Genomic DNA, 17,865 nt, shown 5'->3' on the forward strand with positions numbered 1-17,865 from the left:
GACTGCGGAGGGAGTTGGCCTGCACCTGTGGCAGCGGGCATGTCCGTGAAGAAGCCAGCGTGGCTCAAGCGTGGAGTGTGCAGCTATCGGTGGCAGGCGTAGGCTGGGGGAACCAGAATCTTCGCATCAGGCGCCATCCCTTGGGCAATCCCTGCACAGACTGCAAGCACCAGAGAATCCCCCTGTTCCCCTGTTCCCCCCCCCCCACTGCACGCCTAGGCCTAGTTGATGTGCAGAGCGGCGCTCGATCTCACAGGTGCTGAAAAGGTTGCGGCGAACTACACCCCACCCCGCCGCACATGCTTCACCAACACCTTCTCCAGCAACTCCCACATCGCCGGCTCGGTACTGAACGCCACGTTGAACCGCATCCACCCGGTCGCTTTGGCATCGACCATGAACAACTGCCCAGGCCCCAACATGATGCCTTTCTCCAACGCATCATCCAGCAACGCCGCGCTGTCTGGAATCGCCGGGTGGCGGGTCCAGATATACATCCCTTCATCCGACTCGATGAACAGCTCGAAGCCCAGCCGATGCAGATGCCGGCCAACTTCCTGGTGCGCCTCGGCCAGCCGCTGGCGCAGGCGCTTGAGGTGCTTGCGCCAGCGCCCGTCGATGATCGCGGCATACACCACGCGCTCCATCACCTGCGAGGTGGTCAGGCCAGAGCGCATTTTCAGGTGCAGCAGCTTCTGCATCAGCTCGGGGTTGGCCAGCATGTAGCCGACCCGCACATTGGGCGAAATGCTCTTGGAGTAGCTGCCCACGTACACCACCTGCTGCAGGTGGTCGAGGCTGGCCAGGCACGGCTGCGGTTCGGCGACCATGTCGGCGTACAGGTTGTTCTCCACCAGGCGGAAGCCGTGCTGGCTGGCCAGTTGCAGCAGGCGGTGCAGCTGCGGTAGCGGCGTGCGCGAGCAGGTCGGGCTGTGCAGGTGCGGCTGGGTGAAGAATGCAGTGGGGCGGTGATGGGTGAGCAACTGTTCCAGCTGGTTCAGGTCGTAGCCGGCCGGTGTGCGCGGCACGCCGACCAGGGTCGCGCCCTGGGTACGCAGGATGCTCATCAGGTTGGGGTAACCGGGGTCGTCCACCAGCACCACGTCGCCCGGGCGCACCAGGGTGCGCGCGGCCAGGTCCAGGGCCTGGCTGGCGCCATGGGTAAGCATCAGCTGCGCCGGGTTGGCAACGATCGACAGTTCCTGCTGCAGGTTCTGTGCGGTCAGTGCACGCAGCTCCATCAGACCCATGGGGTCGCCGTAGCCCGACAGCTCCAGCGGGCTGCCGGCCACCTGGCGCAGGCCGCGGCGCAGGCCGTCTTCGTACATCCAGTCGTTGGGCAGCCAGCCGCAGCCTGGCTTGAACGGCAACTGGCGGATTTCGAAGATCTGCTGCAGGTACCACTCGGAGTTGAACGTTGGTCGACTGGTGTCGGCCTCGGCGTTGTGCGGGTCGAGCAATTCGCCCGCCGCGCGGTTGACGAAGAACCCCGCATTGCCCCGGCTCACCAGCAGGCCCTGGGCGACCAGACGGTCGTAGGCCTCGACCACGGTGAAGGTGCTCACCGAATAGCTCGCGGCAAAGGCGCGGATCGAGGGGACCTTGGCGCCTGGCTTGAGGGTCTGGTTGTCGATCAGCTCGCGCAGCCCGTCGATGATCTGGTTCACCAGCGGGGTCGAGGAGTCTGGATGTAATTCGAACATTTGGGCCTTCAGGTTGCGTATCGCCCGGCGTTTGCAAGGTGTATTGCAAGGGCGACCTGTACAGTGCAGTGCGAGTTTCATGCCACTGTGCATGGCTCTCTGCGTCGGACATTTTTACATTAGGTGTCAGATATCGCCACCTAAAGCATGTTCAGTTCGCTCCAGGCGCCTGCCCTGGGGCGCGTCAGCAGGCCGCCATGGAAGGCCTGCGTGTGTTCGCTCACACCATCCTGCGCGCATTAGCACTGATGTACGTGAAACCGCCAGCCATCGGGGTTTCACAGTTTTCCTTGGATAAAAAGAAGCACGGGGTACACAACTGATGGACGCAACATCCACAACCACCACCGCGAAAAGCGGGCATGAGAGCAAGCTCAGTGCCTCGCTCAAGTCGCGCCACCTGACGATGATGTCGATCGCCGGGGTTATCGGCGGCGCCTTGTTCGTCGGTTCCGGCAGCGTGATTCACAGCGCCGGCCCAGCTGCTGTGCTGGCCTACCTGGCAGGCGGCATCCTGGTGGTACTGATCATGCGCATGCTGGGTGAAATGGCGACTTCCTCGCCAGACACCGGTTCGTTCTCCACCTACGCCGATCGCGCCATCGGCCGTTGGGCCGGTTTCACCATCGGCTGGCTGTACTGGTGGTACTGGGTCATCCTCATGGCCTGGGAAGCTTATGTGGCGGGCAAGATCCTGCATGGTTTCTTCCCCGACGTCAGCGTCAACGTGTTCGTGCTGGCCACGACCCTGTTGCTGATCACCGTCAACTTCTTCAACGTCAAGCACTACGGTGAGTTCGAGTTCTGGTTCGCCTTGATCAAGGTGATCGCGATCGTCTGCTTCCTGATCGTGTGTACCGCTGCCGTGCTGAACATCTGGCAGTTCGGTGAAGTGCGTGGCATCAGCCACCTCACCGCCGAAGGCTTCATGCCCAATGGCATCACCACCGTGATCGGTGCCTTGCTCGGGGTGATGTTCGCCTTCCTCGGCGCGGAAATCGTCACTATCGCCGCTTCCGAAGCCAAGGACCCGGCCGCGCAGATCGTCAAGGCGACCAACTCGGTGGTCTGGCGTGTGTGCCTGTTCTACGTGGGTTCGATCTTCCTGATCGTCTGCCTGGTACCGTGGAACGATCCGCACCTGGGCGTTTCCGGCTACGGCGCCTACCGCCGCACCCTGGAGCTGTTGGGCGTGCCGTATGCCGAGCTGCTGATGAACTTCGTGGTGCTGACCTCGGTGAGCAGCTGCCTGATCTCGGGTCACTACACCGCTTCGCGCATGCTGTTCTCCCTGGCCCAGCGTGGCGACGCGCCGTCGTTCTTCAAGATCACCCGCGCCGGCACCGGTGTACCGGTGTACGCGATCATGGGTTCGTGCGCCGTGGCCGTGGTGTGTGCGCTGATCAACTTCAGCGAGACCCTGCGCCCGAAAGACGTGCTGGAAACCCTGATGAACACCACCGGCATGATTGCCCTGCTGGTGTACCTGGTGATTGCCTTCTCGCAGCTGCGCATGCGCCGCAAGCTGATTGCCGAAGGCAAGGAAGTACGCCTGAAGATGTGGCTGTTCCCATGGCTGACCTACCTGGTGATCGCGTTCATCGTGGCCGCCCTGGTGACCATGGCCTTCATGCCTGACTACCAGATCCTGGTGATTTCCACCGGTATCGCCGCGGCAATCGTGGTGGCGATGGGTGTGGTGCATCAGATCCGCACTGGCAAGCAGCACTAAGCGTCACTCGCTTCTCGAAACGGCCGGCTCCCTCAGGGACCCGGCCGTTTTGCGTTGTTGGGCCAGGGGTATATGGCCGCCTGTTACATGGCATATGCTGAATACATTGCCCGCCCAAAGGAGCTTCACATGGCCTGGTCCGCCACCCAGTATTCGCAATTCGAAGACGAGCGTACCCGCGCGGTGCGTGACCTGCTGGCCGCTGTACCGGCACGCCCGGTACGCCACGCCACCGACCTGGGCTGTGGCCCTGGCAATTCCACCGAGGTGCTGCTGCAACGTTACCCGGATGCCCAGGTGACGGCCCTGGACAGCGACCCGGACATGATCGACAAGGCCCGCGAGCGCAAACGGCTGTGCATCCCCCGCGTGCGCACAGTCATCGCTGACATTGCCGGCTGGTCCGCCCCCGAGCCGCAGGACCTGATCCTGGCCAATGCCTCGCTGCAATGGGTACCCGACCACGCCTCGCTGTACCCGCACCTGGTGCGCCAGCTGAGCGAAGGTGCCAGCCTGGCCGTGCAGACCCCGGACAACCTCGACGAGCCGGCCCACCGGCAGCTGCGCGAAATCGCCAGCCAGGGCCCCTGGGCGGCGAAGTTCGCTGATTTCCAGCTGCCGCCACGGCACAGCGCGGCGTTCTACTACGACCTGCTCAGCCCGCTGTGTGCGCGGGTGGATGTGTGGCGCACCACCTACCACCACCCGTTGGCCGGTGGCGCAGAAGCCGTGGTGGAATGGTTCAAGGGTTCGGCCTTGCGACCGTATCTGGGGCGGTTGGATGCCCAGGAGCAGGTGGATTTCCTGCAGATGTACCTGCAAGCGATGCAGCGCGACTACCCGCCGGCCACCGATGGCAAGGTGCTGTTGCCGTTCCCGCGGCTGTTCGTGATCGCTACCCGCTAGGGCTGCGCCAGCGCCAGGCCACGTAACCGTAGACGCCGAGGTTGAGCAGCAGCACGAAAGTGCCCAGCAGCAGCTGGATGTGCGGTGTCAGCCCGGCGGGGTAGATCAACGGCCAGATATAGTGCTCGACGAAGCCGCCCTGGTAGCCCGCGTCACCAGCCGCGCTGCGCATGCGGTTTTCCCAGGTGGTCAGCGGGCAGCCCAGGTGCAGGCATTCCACCGCCAGGCCCCAGGCCAGCGCCGGCAGGTGCAGCAGCAGGGCAGGGCGCCAGCGCAGTACCAGCAGGCCGCCGAACAGCACCAGCAGGATGAAGAGCAGGTGCAGCAGGACCAGGCTGTCGGCGGCAAGGCGGTAGAGCATGGTTTGTGTGCCGAGGGTTGAGGTTATCCCAGCATAGTTGGGTTGCCTGTACCGGCCTCTTCGCGGGCTTGCCCGCTCCCACAGGCACAGCACAGCATTCAAAACCTGTGGTGATCCTGTGGGAGCGGGTTTACCCGCGAAGAGGCGGCACAGGCTTACAACCCTTCCTCCACCATCTGCAGGAAGGTCGCCACCACCCGCCGCGTGCGCTGCTCGCTCAGGCACACCAGGGTCTCGGTCAGGTGCCGCTGGCAATCGACGATCGGCAAGGCGCACACCCGCGCATCCGCACCAAACTCCGCCGCCGACACCACCCCCACACCAATCCCCACCACCACCGCTTCCCGCGCCGCTTCCCGGCCTTCCACCTGGATAGCCGGGCGAATCCGCAGCCCGGCCCGTTGCATTTCTTCTTCCAGCGTCTGCCGCGTCACCGACCCGGGCTCGCGCAGCACCAGCGGCGTATCGTCCAGGTCTGCCAGGCTGATCGCGCCGCGGCTGGCCCATGGGTGCTGGTGCGAGACGAACGCCACCATCGGGTCGCGGCGCAGCGGCAGGCAGTGCAGCCGCTCATCGTCGACGTCCCGCCCCAGCAGGGCCAGGTCGGCCTGGTAGCTGAACAGCCGGGCCAGCGATTCGTCGGTGTTGCCAGTCTCGATCTTCACCTGGATGCCCGGGTAGCGCTGGCAGAAGCGGGCGATCTGCGGCAGCACGTGCACCGGCGCGTCCACCGCCAGCACCAGGCTGCCGGTGTGCAGCGCACGCGAATCCTGCAGCAGTTCATGGGCCTCGGCCTCGCAGGCGAAAAGGCGCTGGCTGATGCCCAGCAGGCGTTCGCCGAGGTCTGTGAGCTGCACCGAACGCTTGTTGCGGTGGAACAGCAAGACGCCGAAGCGCTCCTCCAGTTTGCGCACCTGGTCCGACACCGCCGGCTGGGTAAGAAACAGCTTTTCGGCGGCGCGGGTAAAGCTGCCGTGAACGGCCACGGCATGGAAGGCCTTGAGTTGTGCGTGGGAAACCGACATGACGACCTCAGTAACAAGCTGGGCTTATGTGTGAAATACGATAAATCGATTTTATTTATCTTAGCGCAACTGTTTCCATGCATGTCAGCCCTACGCTGGTACCACAAGTGCCGCCAGGGCCATGGCACCCACACGGCGCCATCTGACCCGATGACAGCCTCGTCATCGCTGTGCGTAACACAAGAACAAGACAGGCGTTTCTTCACATTCTGCCGGCACACTCAAGCAAGAGGTCAGACTTACATGAACCAATCCCTAGCCGCGTTCAAACGCTGGCGTATACAGATTTTCGCCATTACCTGGCTGGCCTACGCCGCCTTCTACTTCACCCGCAAGGCCTTCTCGGTGGCCAAGCTGGGCATCGGTGAAGACCCCAACTTCATGCTCGACAAGGCCGCCATGGCCAACCTCGACGCCATCTACCTGGCCGCCTACGCCGTAGGCCAGTTCACCTGGGGCATGCTTGCCGACCGCTTTGGCCCACGCGTGGTGGTGCTCGGCGGCCTGCTGATTTCTGCTGCTGCGGCGGTGGTGATGGGCAGTTACGCCACCTTCCCGATCTTCGCCACCTGCATGCTGGTGCAGGGCCTGGCGCAATCCACCGGCTGGGCCGGGTTGTGCAAGAACATCGGCAGCTTCTTCCCGGCGTCGCAGCGTGGGCGGGTGCTGGGCCTGTGGAGTTCCTGCTATGCCTTCGGCGGCCTGGTGGCCTCGCCGTTCGCCGGCTGGTGGGCCTATACCCTGGTCGGTACCTGGCACGCGGCGTTCTTCTCCAGTGCCGCGGTGGTGGCGCTGGTGGCCGTGCTGTTCTTCTTCCTGCAGCGCAACAAGCCTGAAGACGTCGGCCTGCCGGCGGTGGAGCCCGAGCCGCAGAGCATGGCCCCGGCCGGCAACCTGTGCAGCGTGTGGGCGCCGCTGAAGGAGATCATGCGCAACCGCACGGTGCTGACCCTGGGGCTGGCGTACTTCCTGTTGAAGCCGGCGCGCTACGCCATCCTGCTGTGGGGGCCGGTGATCGTCTTCGAGCAGATGCCCTCGGTGGGCAAGGTGGGGGCAGCAATCATCCCGACAGCCTTCGAACTGGCCGGGCTGCTCGGCCCGATCATCATCGGCCTAGCCTCCGACAAGCTGTTCGGCGCCCGGCGCATGCCGGCCTGTGTCATCAGCCTGGTGTTGCTGACCGTGGCGTTGGCGGCGTTCATGGCGGCCATGCACACCGGCAGCGTGATCCTGGTGGTGGCCCTGCTGTTCGTCATGGGCCTGACCCTGTACGGGCCGGACTCGATGATCAGCGGCGCTGCGGCCATCGACTTCGGCACTGCCAAGGCCGGCGCCACCGCAGCAGGCTTCGTCAACGGCTGTGGCTCGGTGGGGGCGGTGCTGGGCGGGCTGCTGCCGGGGTACTTCGATGGTGTCACGGTGTTCATCGTGTTCGCCGGCTGCGCGCTGTTCTCGGCGCTGGTGCTGCTGCCGCACTGGAACAGCCGCCCGGCCAGCGCTGCGCAAAGCACTGATGTGGCACCGAATACCAGCATGGCAATCAAGCCACTGCGTACCTGAAAGGAAAGCGAGCGAATGAGACCCTTCTGGCTGCAACAGGCCCTGGATTCGGCGCAAGAGGCGGTGTGCCCGCCGCTGCAAGGCGATGCCCGTTGCGATGTGTGCATCGTCGGCGGCGGCTATACCGGCCTGTGGACCGCGCTGATGCTCAAGGAAGCGGTGCCGGCCCTGGATATCGTGCTGATCGAGGCCGATATCTGCGGTGCCGGTGCCAGTGGCCGCAATGGTGGCTGTGCGTTGTCCTGGTCGGCCAAGTACTTCACCCTCGAGCGGCTGTTCGGGGTGGCCGAGGCGGTGCGCCTGGTGCGTGAGTCCGAGCGCAGCATCGGTGAGATCGGCGCGTTCTGCGCGGCCAATGGCATCGATTGCGACTACCGCCTGGACGGCACGCTGTACACCGCCACCAACACCGCGCAGGTCGGCGCCACCGACGCGGTGATCGCTGCGCTGGAGCAAAAGGGGATCAATTCGTTTCGCCGCCTGCCGCTGCAGCAGGTGCAGCGTCTGGCGGGTTCGGCGCGGCACCTGGAAGGCTGGTTCTCGCCGGCCGCGGCCACGGTGCAGCCGGGCAAGCTGGTGCGCGGCCTGCGCCGGGTGGCCTTGCAGCGCGGCGTGCGCATCCATGAGGGCACCGCCATGACCGGCCTGGAGCACGGCGCCCCGGTGCAGGTGCGCACAGCCCATGGCACGGTGCGCGCCGACCGCGTGGTATTGGGCCTGAATGCCTGGATGGCGCGGGCTTTCCCACAGTTCGAGCGCAGCGTGGCGATTGTTTCCAGCGACATGGTAATCACCGAACCTTGCCCCGAGCTGTTGCACCAGGTCGGCCTGGACAGCGGCATCAGCGTGCTCGATTCACGGATATTCGTGCATTACTACCACAACACCTCCGATGGTCGGCTGATGCTCGGCAAGGGCGGCAATACCTTCGCCTATGGCGGGCGCATGCTGCCGGTGTTCGACCAGCCGTCGCCGTACCGGCCGCTGCTGCGTGAAAGCCTGGGCGGGTTTTTCCCGGCGCTGGCCGAGGTGCCGCTGGCGGCCAGCTGGAACGGGCCGTCCGACCGCTCGGTGACCGGTTTGCCGTTCTTTGGCCGGCTGGACGGGCAGGGCAACGTGTTCTACGGCTTTGGTTACTCCGGCAGCGGCGTCGGGCCGTGCCACATGGGCGGGCAGATTCTGTCGTCGCTGGCGCTGGGGCTGGACAACCCATGGACCCGTTCGCCGCTGGTCAAGGGGCCGCTGGGGCTGTTCCCGCCCGAGCCGATTCGCTATCTGGGCTCGCTGATGGTGCGCAATGCCATCCGCCGCAAGGAGCGGGCCGAGGACCGTGGGCTGCGGCCGCGCAGGCTGGATGTGCGCCTGGCGCGGTTTGCCGCGGCGGCGGGCAAGGCCGATAAAGGCTGATGAGATTTCTTGTCGAACACAGGCCAGAGGGCGTATAAACTGCACCCACTTTTGGCCGGTCGCTTCCTGAACCGGCCGCTGAAACAAGAGAGTCGACATGGGCGCACAGTGGAAAGCCAAACATAAAGAAGCCGCGGCCAACGCCAAAGGCAAGATCATGGGCAAGCTGTCCAAAGAGATCCAGATCGCCGCCAAGTCCGGCGCCGACCCGGACATGAACCCACGCCTGCGCCTGGCCATCGAGCAGGCCAAGAAGGCCTCGATGACCCGCGAGACCCTGGAGCGCGCAATCCGCAAGGGCGCGGGCCTGGACGGCGATGCCGTGCAGTACTCGGCGGTAAGCTACGAAGGTTTCGCCCCGCACCAGGTGCCGCTGATCGTCGAGTGCCTGACTGACAACGTCAACCGCACCGTCGCGCAGATCCGCGTGCTGTTCCGCAAGGGCCAGCTGGGTGCCAGTGGTTCGGTGGCCTGGGATTTCAACCATGTCGGCCTGATCGAAGCCACCCCGAGCGGCGAAGCCGACCCGGAAATGGCGGCCATCGAAGCCGGTGCCCAGGACTTCGAGGAAGGCGACGAAGAGGGTTCGACCCTGTTCATCACCGACACCACCGACCTCGACGCCGTGCAGAAGGCCCTGCCGGAGCACGGCTTCACCGTGACCTCGGCGAAGATCGGCTACACCCCGAAGAACCCGGTGAGCGCGGCAACCCTGAGTGCCGAAGCGCTGGCCGAGGTGGAAGCGTTCCTCGAAGCCATCGACGAGAACGATGACGTGCAGAACGTTTATGTTGGTCTGACTGACTGATCTGCTTCTCTGGGGCCGCTTTGCGGCCCATCGCGACACAAGGCCGCTCCTACAGGGGAACGCATGACCCATGTAGGAGCGGCCTTGTGTCGCGAAACGAGGGCAAAGCCCTCGCCAGCGGTCTGGAGCCGAACCCCGATGAACCCCGCTTTCGCCTCCCTCAGCCTCGCCCACCTGCGCACCCTCGACCACCTGCTGCAGCTGAAGAACCTCAGCCATGCCGCCGAGCGCCTCGGCGTCAGCCAGTCCGCACTTAGCCGCCAGCTGGCCCACCTGCGCGAAGCCTTCGATGACCCCTTGCTGGTACGCCAGGGCCGTGGTTACGTGCTCAGCGAACACGCCGAAGCCCTGGTCGAACCCCTGCGCCAGGTTCTCGAGGAGCTGCACGCCCTGCGCCAGCCCGCGGTGTTCGACCCGGCGCGCTGCGAGCGGCGTTTCTGCCTGGCCGCTTCGGACTACGTGGCCGAGCACATGCTGCCGCTGCTGGTGGCGGCGCTTGAGCGCGAAGCGCCGGGTGTATCGCTGGAGTACCGCACCTGGCAGGCCGGCCAGTACGCCTTGCTGGCCAGCGGCGAGATCGACCTGGCCACCACCTTGTTCGACGAGTCGCCACCCAACCTGCACGGGCGCCTGTTGGGCGAGGACCGCGCGGTGTGCCTGATGCGCCACGACCACCCGCTGGCCGCCCACGGCGCGCTCAGCCAGGCCGACTACCTGGCGCACAAGCATGTGCGTATTTCCGGTGGAGGCGACAAGGACAGCTTCATCGACCGCCACTTGCGCGCCCAGGGCCTGCAACGGCGGGTCAGTTTGGAAGTGCCGTTCTTCTCCGCCACCGTGCAGGTGATCGCCAACAGCCAGGCGCTGGCCACCGTGCCCGAGCACATCGCCCGGCAGCTGTGCCGCCTGCATGACCTGGCCTGGCGGCCGTTGGGCTTCATCGACCACAGCCAGCGCTACTGGGTAGTGTGGCACCAGCGCCTGCAGGCCTCGGCCGAACACCGCTGGTTGCGCAACCGGGTGTTCGAGTTGTGGCGCCAGTCGCAGTTCGGTGTGCAGGGCGGGCATGCGGGTTTGCCATAGCAGGTATGCGCGAGGCGGGGTTATTTGCCTGGGGATAGGTGCCTAGACTGGGGGCATTATGTTGCCTGTACCGGCCTCTTCGCGGGTAAACCCGCTCCTACAAACGATGCAGTACCTGTGGGAGCGGGTTTACCCGCGAAGAGGCCAGTACAGGCAGCGAACCACCCACAGGAGACCCCAGGTGACCCCCGAACAATTCCGCCAGTACGGCCACCAACTGATCGACCTGATCGCCGACTACCGCCAGACCGTCGGCGAGCGCCCGGTCATGGCCCAGGTCGAGCCCGGCTATCTCAAGGCCGCCTTGCCCGCTCAGGCCCCCCTGCAAGGCGAACCTTTCGCAGCGATCCTCGACGACGTCAACCAGTTGGTCATGCCCGGCCTGTCCCATTGGCAGCACCCGGACTTCTACGGCTACTTCCCCTCCAACGGCACCCTGTCGTCGGTCCTCGGTGACTTCCTCAGCACTGGCCTGGGCGTGCTTGGCCTGTCGTGGCAGTCCAGCCCGGCCCTGAGCGAGCTGGAGGAAACCACCCTCGACTGGCTGCGTCAGCTGCTCGGCCTGTCTGGCCAATGGAGCGGGGTGATCCAGGACACCGCATCCACCAGTACCCTGGTGGCGCTGTTCTGCGCGCGGGAACGCGCCAGCGACTACGCACTGGTACGCGGCGGCCTGCAAGCCCAGGCCAGGCCGCTGATCGTCTATGTCAGCGCCCATGCCCACAGCTCGGTGGACAAGGCCGCATTGCTGGCCGGTTTCGGTCGCGACAACATCCGCCTGATCCCGACCGACGAACGCCATGCCCTGCGCCCGGAAGCACTGCAGGCGGCGATCGAGCAGGACCTGGCCGCCGGCAACCAGCCCTGCGCCGTGGTCGCGACCACCGGTACCACCGCTACCACGGCCCTCGACCCGCTGCGGCCGATCGGCGAGATCGCCCAGGCCCATGGCCTGTGGCTGCACGTGGACTCGGCCATGGCCGGCTCGGCGATGATCCTGCCGGAATGCCGCTGGATGTGGGACGGCATCGAGCTGGCCGATTCGCTGGTGGTCAACGCGCACAAGTGGCTGGGTGTGGCCTTCGATTGCTCGATCTACTACGTGCGCGACCCGCAGCACCTGATCCGGGTGATGAGCACCAACCCCAGCTACCTGCAGTCGGCGGTGGATGGCGAGGTGAAGAACCTGCGTGACTGGGGTATCCCGCTGGGCCGCCGGTTCCGTGCGTTGAAGCTGTGGTTCATGCTGCGCAGCGAGGGGGTCGAGGCGTTGCAGGCACGGCTGCGGCGTGACCTGGACAATGCCCAGTGGCTGGCCGGGCAAATCGGCGCGGCGGCGGAGTGGGAGGTGCTGGCGCCGGTGCAGTTGCAGACGTTGTGCATTCGCCATCGGCCTGCGGGGCTGGAAGGGGAGGCGCTGGATGCGCATACCAAGGGCTGGGCCGAACGGCTGAACGCGTCCGGGGATGCCTATGTGACACCGGCGACGCTGGATGGGCGGTGGATGGTGCGGGTGTCGATTGGCGCATTGCCGACCGAGCGGGAGCATGTCGAACAGCTCTGGGCGCGCTTGCAGGAAGTGGTCAAGGGTTGAAACTGCCGGGGCCGCGTTGCGGCCCTTTCGCTGGCAAGCCAGCTCCCACAGGGACCGCACAAGACCTGGAGCCTATGCGGTCAAGGTGGGAGCGGGCATGCCCGCGAATGGGCTGCAGAGCAGTCCCCTGCAATCTGTCAGTGGCTCACCGCCTGAAAGCTCCCTTTACGGCTAGCCTCATACGCGGTCTTGTCCATCGGCTTGGCATCGGGGTTGCCAAGGTCTTCCATTGCCAGGCGATGGGTTTCCGGGGCGATGTACGCTGCCAGGGCACACACGCAGGTGATGAAGAACGCCAGGCCACCGACCACCAGCGGGATGTTGTCCGAACCAGGCGGGGCTACCAGGGCGAACAGCGCCGGCAGCATGGCGGTCAGCATGGTGCCGATGTTCTGCGCGATGGCCATGGCCGAAACACGGTAGCGGGTGTGGAACAGCTCTGGGTAGAAGCTTGGGAACACCGCGTTGTAACCCTGGTACACCATGCCCCACATCACGATCGACGAGGCGAACGCCAGCGGTACGTTCTGAATGCTGATCGCATACAGGTAGACGAAAGCCAGCAGGCCCGAGCCCAGGCAACCGGCGATCATGGTCGGGCGACGGCCGATCTTGTCGGACAGATTGCCGACAAATGGAATCACCAGCACCGCGACGATGTTGCCGACTACCGGAATCCACAGGTACACGCTCTTGTCGAAGCCGATGCCATAGGCTGGCTGCACCGCGTAGGCCGCACCGAAGATGGTGGCGACTACCGGGATCACGTTCATCAAGGCCATGAACATCACCAGCACCATGTGCTTCCAGCTGTGGCGGAAGGCCTCGCTGATCGGCGACTTGGCGACTTTGTCCTGCTTCTCTTCCTTCACGAACGCCGGGGTTTCGTGCACTTCCTTACGAATGATGAAGCCGGCGATCAGCACGATGGCGCTCATCAGGAATGGAATGCGCCAGCCCCAGTCGTTGAAGGCTTCGCTGGGCATGAAGTAGGCCAGTGGCAGGAACACTGCCGCCGCCAACACCTGGCCAGCCTGCACGCCTTGCAGGGTGAAGCTGGCGTAGTAGCCCCGTCGACCGAACGGTGCATGCTCCATGATCATCGAACTGGCACCGGAGATTTCCCCGGCCACGGCAAAGCCCTGGATCAGGCGCAGCACTACCAGCAAGGCCGGGGCGAGCAGGCCGATGTCGTGGTAGGTGGGCAGCAGGCCAACGGCCATGGTCGACAGGCCCATCAGGAACATGCACAGCAGCAGTACGTTCTTGCGGCCGCGGGTGTCACCCCAGTGGCCCAGCACGAAGGCGCCGACCGGGCGCGCCAGGTAACCCACGCCGTAGGTGGCCAGCGAGGCAATGATGGCCATTTTCGGGTCGGTGTTGGGGAAGAAGATCTGCGGGAAAATCAGCGCAGCGGCCTGGGCGTAGATGAAGAAGTCGTAGTACTCGAGTGCCGAGCCTATCCATCCACTGGCGGTCGCTTTCTTGGCTTGAGAGCTGGAGTGAGCCATCGTTGTCTCCGTTGTTATTGTTGTTTGCACAGGTTCCGCCGGAGATTCGCCAAGGCAGGAGGCGAGGGTCGGTGTGCCTGCGTCTGTGGTTCATGTTGACCACGGGCCAGTGGACTGGCAATTCGCTAAAACCGGTTTTGTGCGATAATCGAACGCAAAACTAACCATTCCGTACAAAGAGATTGAAGCGACGACTTTACCTGCGAATAATCGATCGTGCCAGGAACTGTGGTCCTGATTTTCCAGGTCTGGCCCTATCGCCGGCAAGCCAGCTTCCACAAGGTATGCGCCAATCCTGTGGGAGCTGGCTTGCCGGCGATTGGGCCGGTACAGGCAGCCCTGGCCTCAACCCTCTAACAACAAGGAACTCCCGCCATGCAGCGTTCGATCGCTACCGTGTCCTTGAGCGGCACCCTGCCGGAAAAGCTCGAAGCCATCGCCGCCGCCGGTTTTGACGGCGTCGAGATCTTCGAAAACGACCTGCTCTATTACGCCGGCAGCCCGCGCCAGGTACGGCAGATGTGCGCCGACCTGGGTATTGCCATCACCCTGTTCCAGCCGTTCCGCGATTTCGAGGGCTGCCGCCGCGACCGCCTGCAGAAAAACCTCGACCGCGCCGAGCGCAAGTTCGACCTGATGCAGGAACTGGGCACCGACCTGGTGCTGGTATGCAGCAACGTCCAGGCCGATGCCCTGGGCGAAGAACAATTGCTGGTTGATGACTTGCGCCTGCTGGCCGAGCACGCTGGCAAACGCGGCCTGCGCATTGGCTACGAAGCGCTGGCCTGGGGCCGCCACGTCAACACCTACCAGCAAGTCTGGAACCTGGTGCGCCAGGCCGACCACCCGGCCCTCGGGGTGATTCTCGACAGCTTCCACACCTTGTCGCTCAAGGGCGACCCGAGCGCGATCCGCGACATCCCCGGCGACAAGATCTTCTTCGTGCAAATGGCCGACGCGCCGATCCTGGCCATGGATGTGCTGGAGTGGAGCCGCCACTTCCGCTGCTTCCCGGGGCAGGGCGAGATGGACATGGCCGGTTTCCTGGCGCCAATTCTTGCCACTGGCTACCGCGGGCCGCTGTCGCTGGAAATCTTCAACGATGGGTTCCGCGCCGCACCGCCCCGGCAGAACGCCGCCGACGGCCTGCGTTCGCTGCTGTACCTCGAAGAGCACACACGCCTGCGCCTGGAGCAGGAAGGTACCTCGATCGAGCCCGGTGTACTGTTCACCCCACCGGCGGCCAGTGCCTATGACGGTGTGGAGTTCCTCGAATTCGCGGTCGACGAAGCCGTTGGAGCGCGCCTGGGCAGCTGGCTGAAGCGCCTGGGCTTTGCCGATGCCGGCAAGCACCGCAGCAAAGAGGTGCAGCTGCTGCGCCAGGGCGATATCAACATTGTGCTGAACGCCGAACCCTATTCCTTCGGCCACAACTTCTTCGAGGCCCACGGGCCGTCGCTGTGTGCCACCGCGCTGCGGGTCAAGGACCAGCAAGCCGCCTTGAAGCGCGCCACCGCCTTCCGTGGCCAGCCGTTCCGTGGCCTGGTCGGGCCCAACGAGTGCGAAGTGCCGGCGGTACGTGCGCCAGATGGCAGCCTGCTGTATCTGGTGGAGCAGGGCACTGCCGGCCAGACCCTGTACGACACCGACTTCAGCCTTGACAAGAACGCCACGGCCACCGGCGGCCTGCGCCGTATCGACCACATGGCCCTGGCCCTGCCGGCCGAGTCGCTGGACAGCTGGGTGCTGTTCTACAAGAGCCTGTTCGATTTCGCTGCCGACGACGAAGTGGTGCTGCCGGACCCTTATGGCCTGGTCAAGAGCCGCGCCCTGCGTAGCCAATGCGGCACTCTGCGCCTGCCGCTGAACATCTCGGAAAACCGCAACACCGCCATCGCCCATGCGCTGTCCAGCTACCGTGGCTCGGGCGTGCACCACATCGCCTTCGATTGCGACGACATCTTCCGCGAGGTGGCGCGGGCAAAACTGGCTGGGGTACCGTTGCTGGAGATCCCGCTGAACTACTACGACGACCTAGCGGCGCGTTTCGATTTCGACGACGAGTTCCTCAGCGAACTGGCGTACTACAACGTGCTGTACGACCGCGATGCCCAGGGCGGCGAGCTATTCCACGTGTACACCGAGCCGTTCGAAGAGCGTTTCTTCTTCGAGATCATCCAGCGCAAGGGGGGGTATGCCGGTTACGGTGCGGCCAACGTTGCGGTGCGCCTGGCAGCCATGGCCAAGGCCCGCAGCGGGGCGGCGCGCAAGCCGGTCCTCTGAGCCCGGCGCGGTCCCTGTAGGAGCGGCCTTGTGTCGCGATGGGCCGCAAGGCGACCCCAGGATTTCAGCAGCACCGCATGAATCTTGGGGCCGCTTTGCGGCCCATCGCGACACAAGGCCGCTCCTACACCGACCGCGTATGCTTCAAGGGCGTTCGGCCACCAACAGCAGCGACTGCGGCAGCGCACTCTGCGGGTGCTGTGGCTCCTGCAGGCTGACCAGCCGCAACCCCGCCATGTCCAGCGCGTTCAACCAGCTGGCCAGGGTACGGAAGTACCACGGCATCACCTGCCAATCCCCGGCGAACCCGGCAAACGCCTCCTCCCGCCAGCCATCCTGGTAATCCCCATCCGCCACGCCCCACGGGTGCAGGGTCTGGATCACCAGCGCACCGCCGGGCGCCAGCAACGCATTCATCGCCGCCAGCAGCGGGATGATGTCCTGCTGCAACAGGGCGAAGTTGGCGCAGATCAGGTCATAGTCCTTGCCAACATAGGCCTGCCCGGCGGCCAGCTGTGCATAGCTGGCCAGGTGCACCTCGGCGGAACCTGCAGCACGCGCGGCATCCACCAGCGCCCGGTCTCCATCCACACCTACCGCCTCGACACCCCGGTCGCCCAGCGCGCGCAACAGCCAGCCTTCACCACAGCCCAGGTCGAGCACCCGTTCGGGCTGGCGGCCAAGAATGGCCAGCAGGATGGCCTGGTCGGTGACCTGGCGGCGGTTCTCGATACTGCCGCTGCGTACCGCATCGATCCAGGCCTGGGCGTTGTGCTGCCAGCTGTCGAGCAAGGCGTCTTCAGGGTTGCGCATGGTCATCTCCGTCGTGCTCGTTTCCGCTGGCGGCCGCCAAAGCGCTCAGCCGGCCGCAGCGTGCTGTCGCTTGATCCGGTACATATCGCCATCAGCATGGCGCAGCAGCATGTCGGCATCGTTGCCGTCCTCGGGGAAACGGGCCACGCCAATGCTGCAGGATGGCGCATCGATGCCCGCAAACTCGGCGCCGAGTGGCTCCGCCATGGCGGCCAGGATGCGTGCCACCTGCTCGGCGATGGCCTCTGGCGACACGTAGTCGGTCAGCAGCACGGTGAACTCGTCACCACCCATCCGCGCCACTGTATCGGTCGCACCTACGCAGCCTTCCAGGCGCCGCGCCAGGGTGCACAGCACCCGGTCACCCACGCTGTGGCCGTGGTTGTCGTTGATGTCCTTGAAGTCATTGATATCGATGAACAGCAACGCCAGCGGGTGGTTGTGGTGCCGGGCCGCGGCAAGGGCGGTGTCCAGCCGCTCATTGAACATGGCCCGGTTGGCCAGGCGGGTGAGTGGGTCATGGTGGGCCAGGAAGCGCAGTTCCTCCTCGGCCTGGCGTTGGGCGGTGACATCCCGCGCCACACCGACGCGGGCATCGGCCTCATCGGACCAGCAGGCGGCCCACAGGATATGCACGATACCGCCATCCTTGCGGATGTAGCGGTTGCGGAAGTCGTAGTGGGATTGGCCGTTCATCACCCGGACGATCGATGCGCGGGTGATCGCCAGGTCGTCAGGGTGCATGTAGTCGGTGATCGGGGTGCCGATCAATTCGCAGGCCCGGTAGCCCAGCAGCGCCTCGCAGGCATCGCTGACGAAAACGATCTGGTTGTCCCGGTCGACCACGAACACCGTGTCCAGCATCAGGTGGATCAGCCTGGGGTATAACGCTTGCAGGTCTACGGGCATGGGGCAGGGCGTCCGCGGCGGGGTGACCGATCATAGCCTGAAATGGAGCAAAATGCGGTAGGCGCCGCATACCCTGTGGGAGCGGCCTTGCGTCGCGATGGGCTGCGCAGCAGCCCCAGGGTTTCAGCACCAATGCAGAAATTGCCGGGGCCGCTTTGCGGCCCTTTCGC

The 17,865-nt window shown here is 64.9% G+C and carries 14 protein-coding genes; 8 read left to right on the plus strand and 6 right to left on the minus strand.

Annotated features, from left to right (window positions below; genetic code table 11):
* Positions 1-278 precede the first annotated feature (278 nt).
* A complete protein-coding gene (locus CAG00_RS01385) occupies positions 279-1,703 on the minus strand; it encodes a PLP-dependent aminotransferase family protein (RefSeq protein ID WP_015269943.1) in 1,425 nt (474 codons plus the stop codon).
* A gap of 322 nt (positions 1,704-2,025) precedes the next feature.
* On the opposite strand from CAG00_RS01385, the gene CAG00_RS01390 reads away from it, so the two are divergent.
* On the plus strand, positions 2,026-3,435 hold the full coding sequence (locus CAG00_RS01390; RefSeq protein ID WP_025338600.1) for an amino acid permease: 1,410 nt from the start codon (positions 2,026-2,028) through the stop codon (positions 3,433-3,435).
* A gap of 129 nt (positions 3,436-3,564) precedes the next feature.
* Positions 3,565-4,341 carry a trans-aconitate 2-methyltransferase gene (gene tam, locus CAG00_RS01395; protein ID WP_085663260.1) on the plus strand — a complete coding sequence of 259 codons (777 nt, stop codon included), beginning with the start codon at positions 3,565-3,567 and terminating at the stop codon, positions 4,339-4,341.
* On the opposite strand, the gene CAG00_RS01400 is transcribed toward tam, so the two are convergent.
* A complete protein-coding gene (locus CAG00_RS01400; RefSeq protein WP_085663261.1) occupies positions 4,331-4,702 on the minus strand; it encodes a DUF2784 domain-containing protein in 372 nt (123 codons plus the stop codon). The genes tam and CAG00_RS01400 overlap by 11 nt on opposite strands.
* 155 nt (positions 4,703-4,857) lie before the next feature.
* On the minus strand, positions 4,858-5,727 hold the full coding sequence (locus CAG00_RS01405) for a LysR substrate-binding domain-containing protein (protein WP_013972053.1): 870 nt from the start codon (positions 5,725-5,727) through the stop codon (positions 4,858-4,860).
* Positions 5,728-5,970: 243 nt separating this feature from the next.
* Here CAG00_RS01405 and CAG00_RS01410 point away from each other — a divergent pair, with 243 nt between their 5' ends.
* The 5 genes from CAG00_RS01410 to CAG00_RS01430 all read left to right on the plus strand — a co-directional run bounded on the left by CAG00_RS01410 (position 5,971) and on the right by CAG00_RS01430 (position 12,179).
* The gene (locus CAG00_RS01410; RefSeq protein WP_085592731.1) at positions 5,971-7,287 is read left to right on the plus strand and encodes an MFS transporter; all 1,317 of its coding nucleotides are present in this window, start codon (positions 5,971-5,973) and stop codon (positions 7,285-7,287) included.
* Between the two features lie 15 nt (positions 7,288-7,302).
* Entirely contained in the window at positions 7,303-8,694 is a 1,392-nt protein-coding gene (locus tag CAG00_RS01415; protein ID WP_085663262.1) for an FAD-dependent oxidoreductase, read from the plus strand.
* Positions 8,695-8,791: 97 nt separating this feature from the next.
* On the plus strand, positions 8,792-9,502 hold the full coding sequence (locus CAG00_RS01420) for a YebC/PmpR family DNA-binding transcriptional regulator (RefSeq protein ID WP_085663263.1): 711 nt from the start codon (positions 8,792-8,794) through the stop codon (positions 9,500-9,502).
* Positions 9,503-9,640: 138 nt separating this feature from the next.
* Complete coding sequence (locus CAG00_RS01425) at positions 9,641-10,585, plus strand: LysR family transcriptional regulator (protein ID WP_085619196.1); 945 nt, start codon at positions 9,641-9,643, stop codon at positions 10,583-10,585.
* A 181-nt stretch (positions 10,586-10,766) separates the two neighbouring features.
* A complete protein-coding gene (locus CAG00_RS01430) occupies positions 10,767-12,179 on the plus strand; it encodes a DOPA decarboxylase (protein WP_085663264.1) in 1,413 nt (470 codons plus the stop codon).
* A 137-nt stretch (positions 12,180-12,316) separates the two neighbouring features.
* On the opposite strand, the gene CAG00_RS01435 is transcribed toward CAG00_RS01430, so the two are convergent.
* A complete protein-coding gene (locus CAG00_RS01435) occupies positions 12,317-13,690 on the minus strand; it encodes an MFS transporter (RefSeq protein WP_025338609.1) in 1,374 nt (457 codons plus the stop codon).
* 375 nt (positions 13,691-14,065) lie between these two features.
* Here CAG00_RS01435 and quiC point away from each other — a divergent pair, with 375 nt between their 5' ends.
* The gene (gene quiC / locus CAG00_RS01445) at positions 14,066-15,973 is read left to right on the plus strand and encodes a 3-dehydroshikimate dehydratase QuiC (protein ID WP_025338610.1); all 1,908 of its coding nucleotides are present in this window, start codon (positions 14,066-14,068) and stop codon (positions 15,971-15,973) included.
* A 144-nt stretch (positions 15,974-16,117) separates the two neighbouring features.
* On the opposite strand, the gene CAG00_RS01450 is transcribed toward quiC, so the two are convergent.
* Both CAG00_RS01450 and CAG00_RS01455 read right to left on the minus strand, forming a co-directional pair.
* The gene (locus tag CAG00_RS01450; RefSeq protein ID WP_085663448.1) at positions 16,118-16,786 is read right to left on the minus strand and encodes a bifunctional 2-polyprenyl-6-hydroxyphenol methylase/3-demethylubiquinol 3-O-methyltransferase UbiG; all 669 of its coding nucleotides are present in this window, start codon (positions 16,784-16,786) and stop codon (positions 16,118-16,120) included.
* A 45-nt stretch (positions 16,787-16,831) separates the two neighbouring features.
* The gene (locus tag CAG00_RS01455) at positions 16,832-17,695 is read right to left on the minus strand and encodes a sensor domain-containing diguanylate cyclase (protein WP_085663266.1); all 864 of its coding nucleotides are present in this window, start codon (positions 17,693-17,695) and stop codon (positions 16,832-16,834) included.
* Positions 17,696-17,865 lie beyond the last annotated feature (170 nt).

The organism is Pseudomonas sp. B5(2017), assembly GCF_002112825.1.
GTDB lineage: Bacteria > Pseudomonadota > Gammaproteobacteria > Pseudomonadales > Pseudomonadaceae > Aquipseudomonas > Aquipseudomonas putida_Z.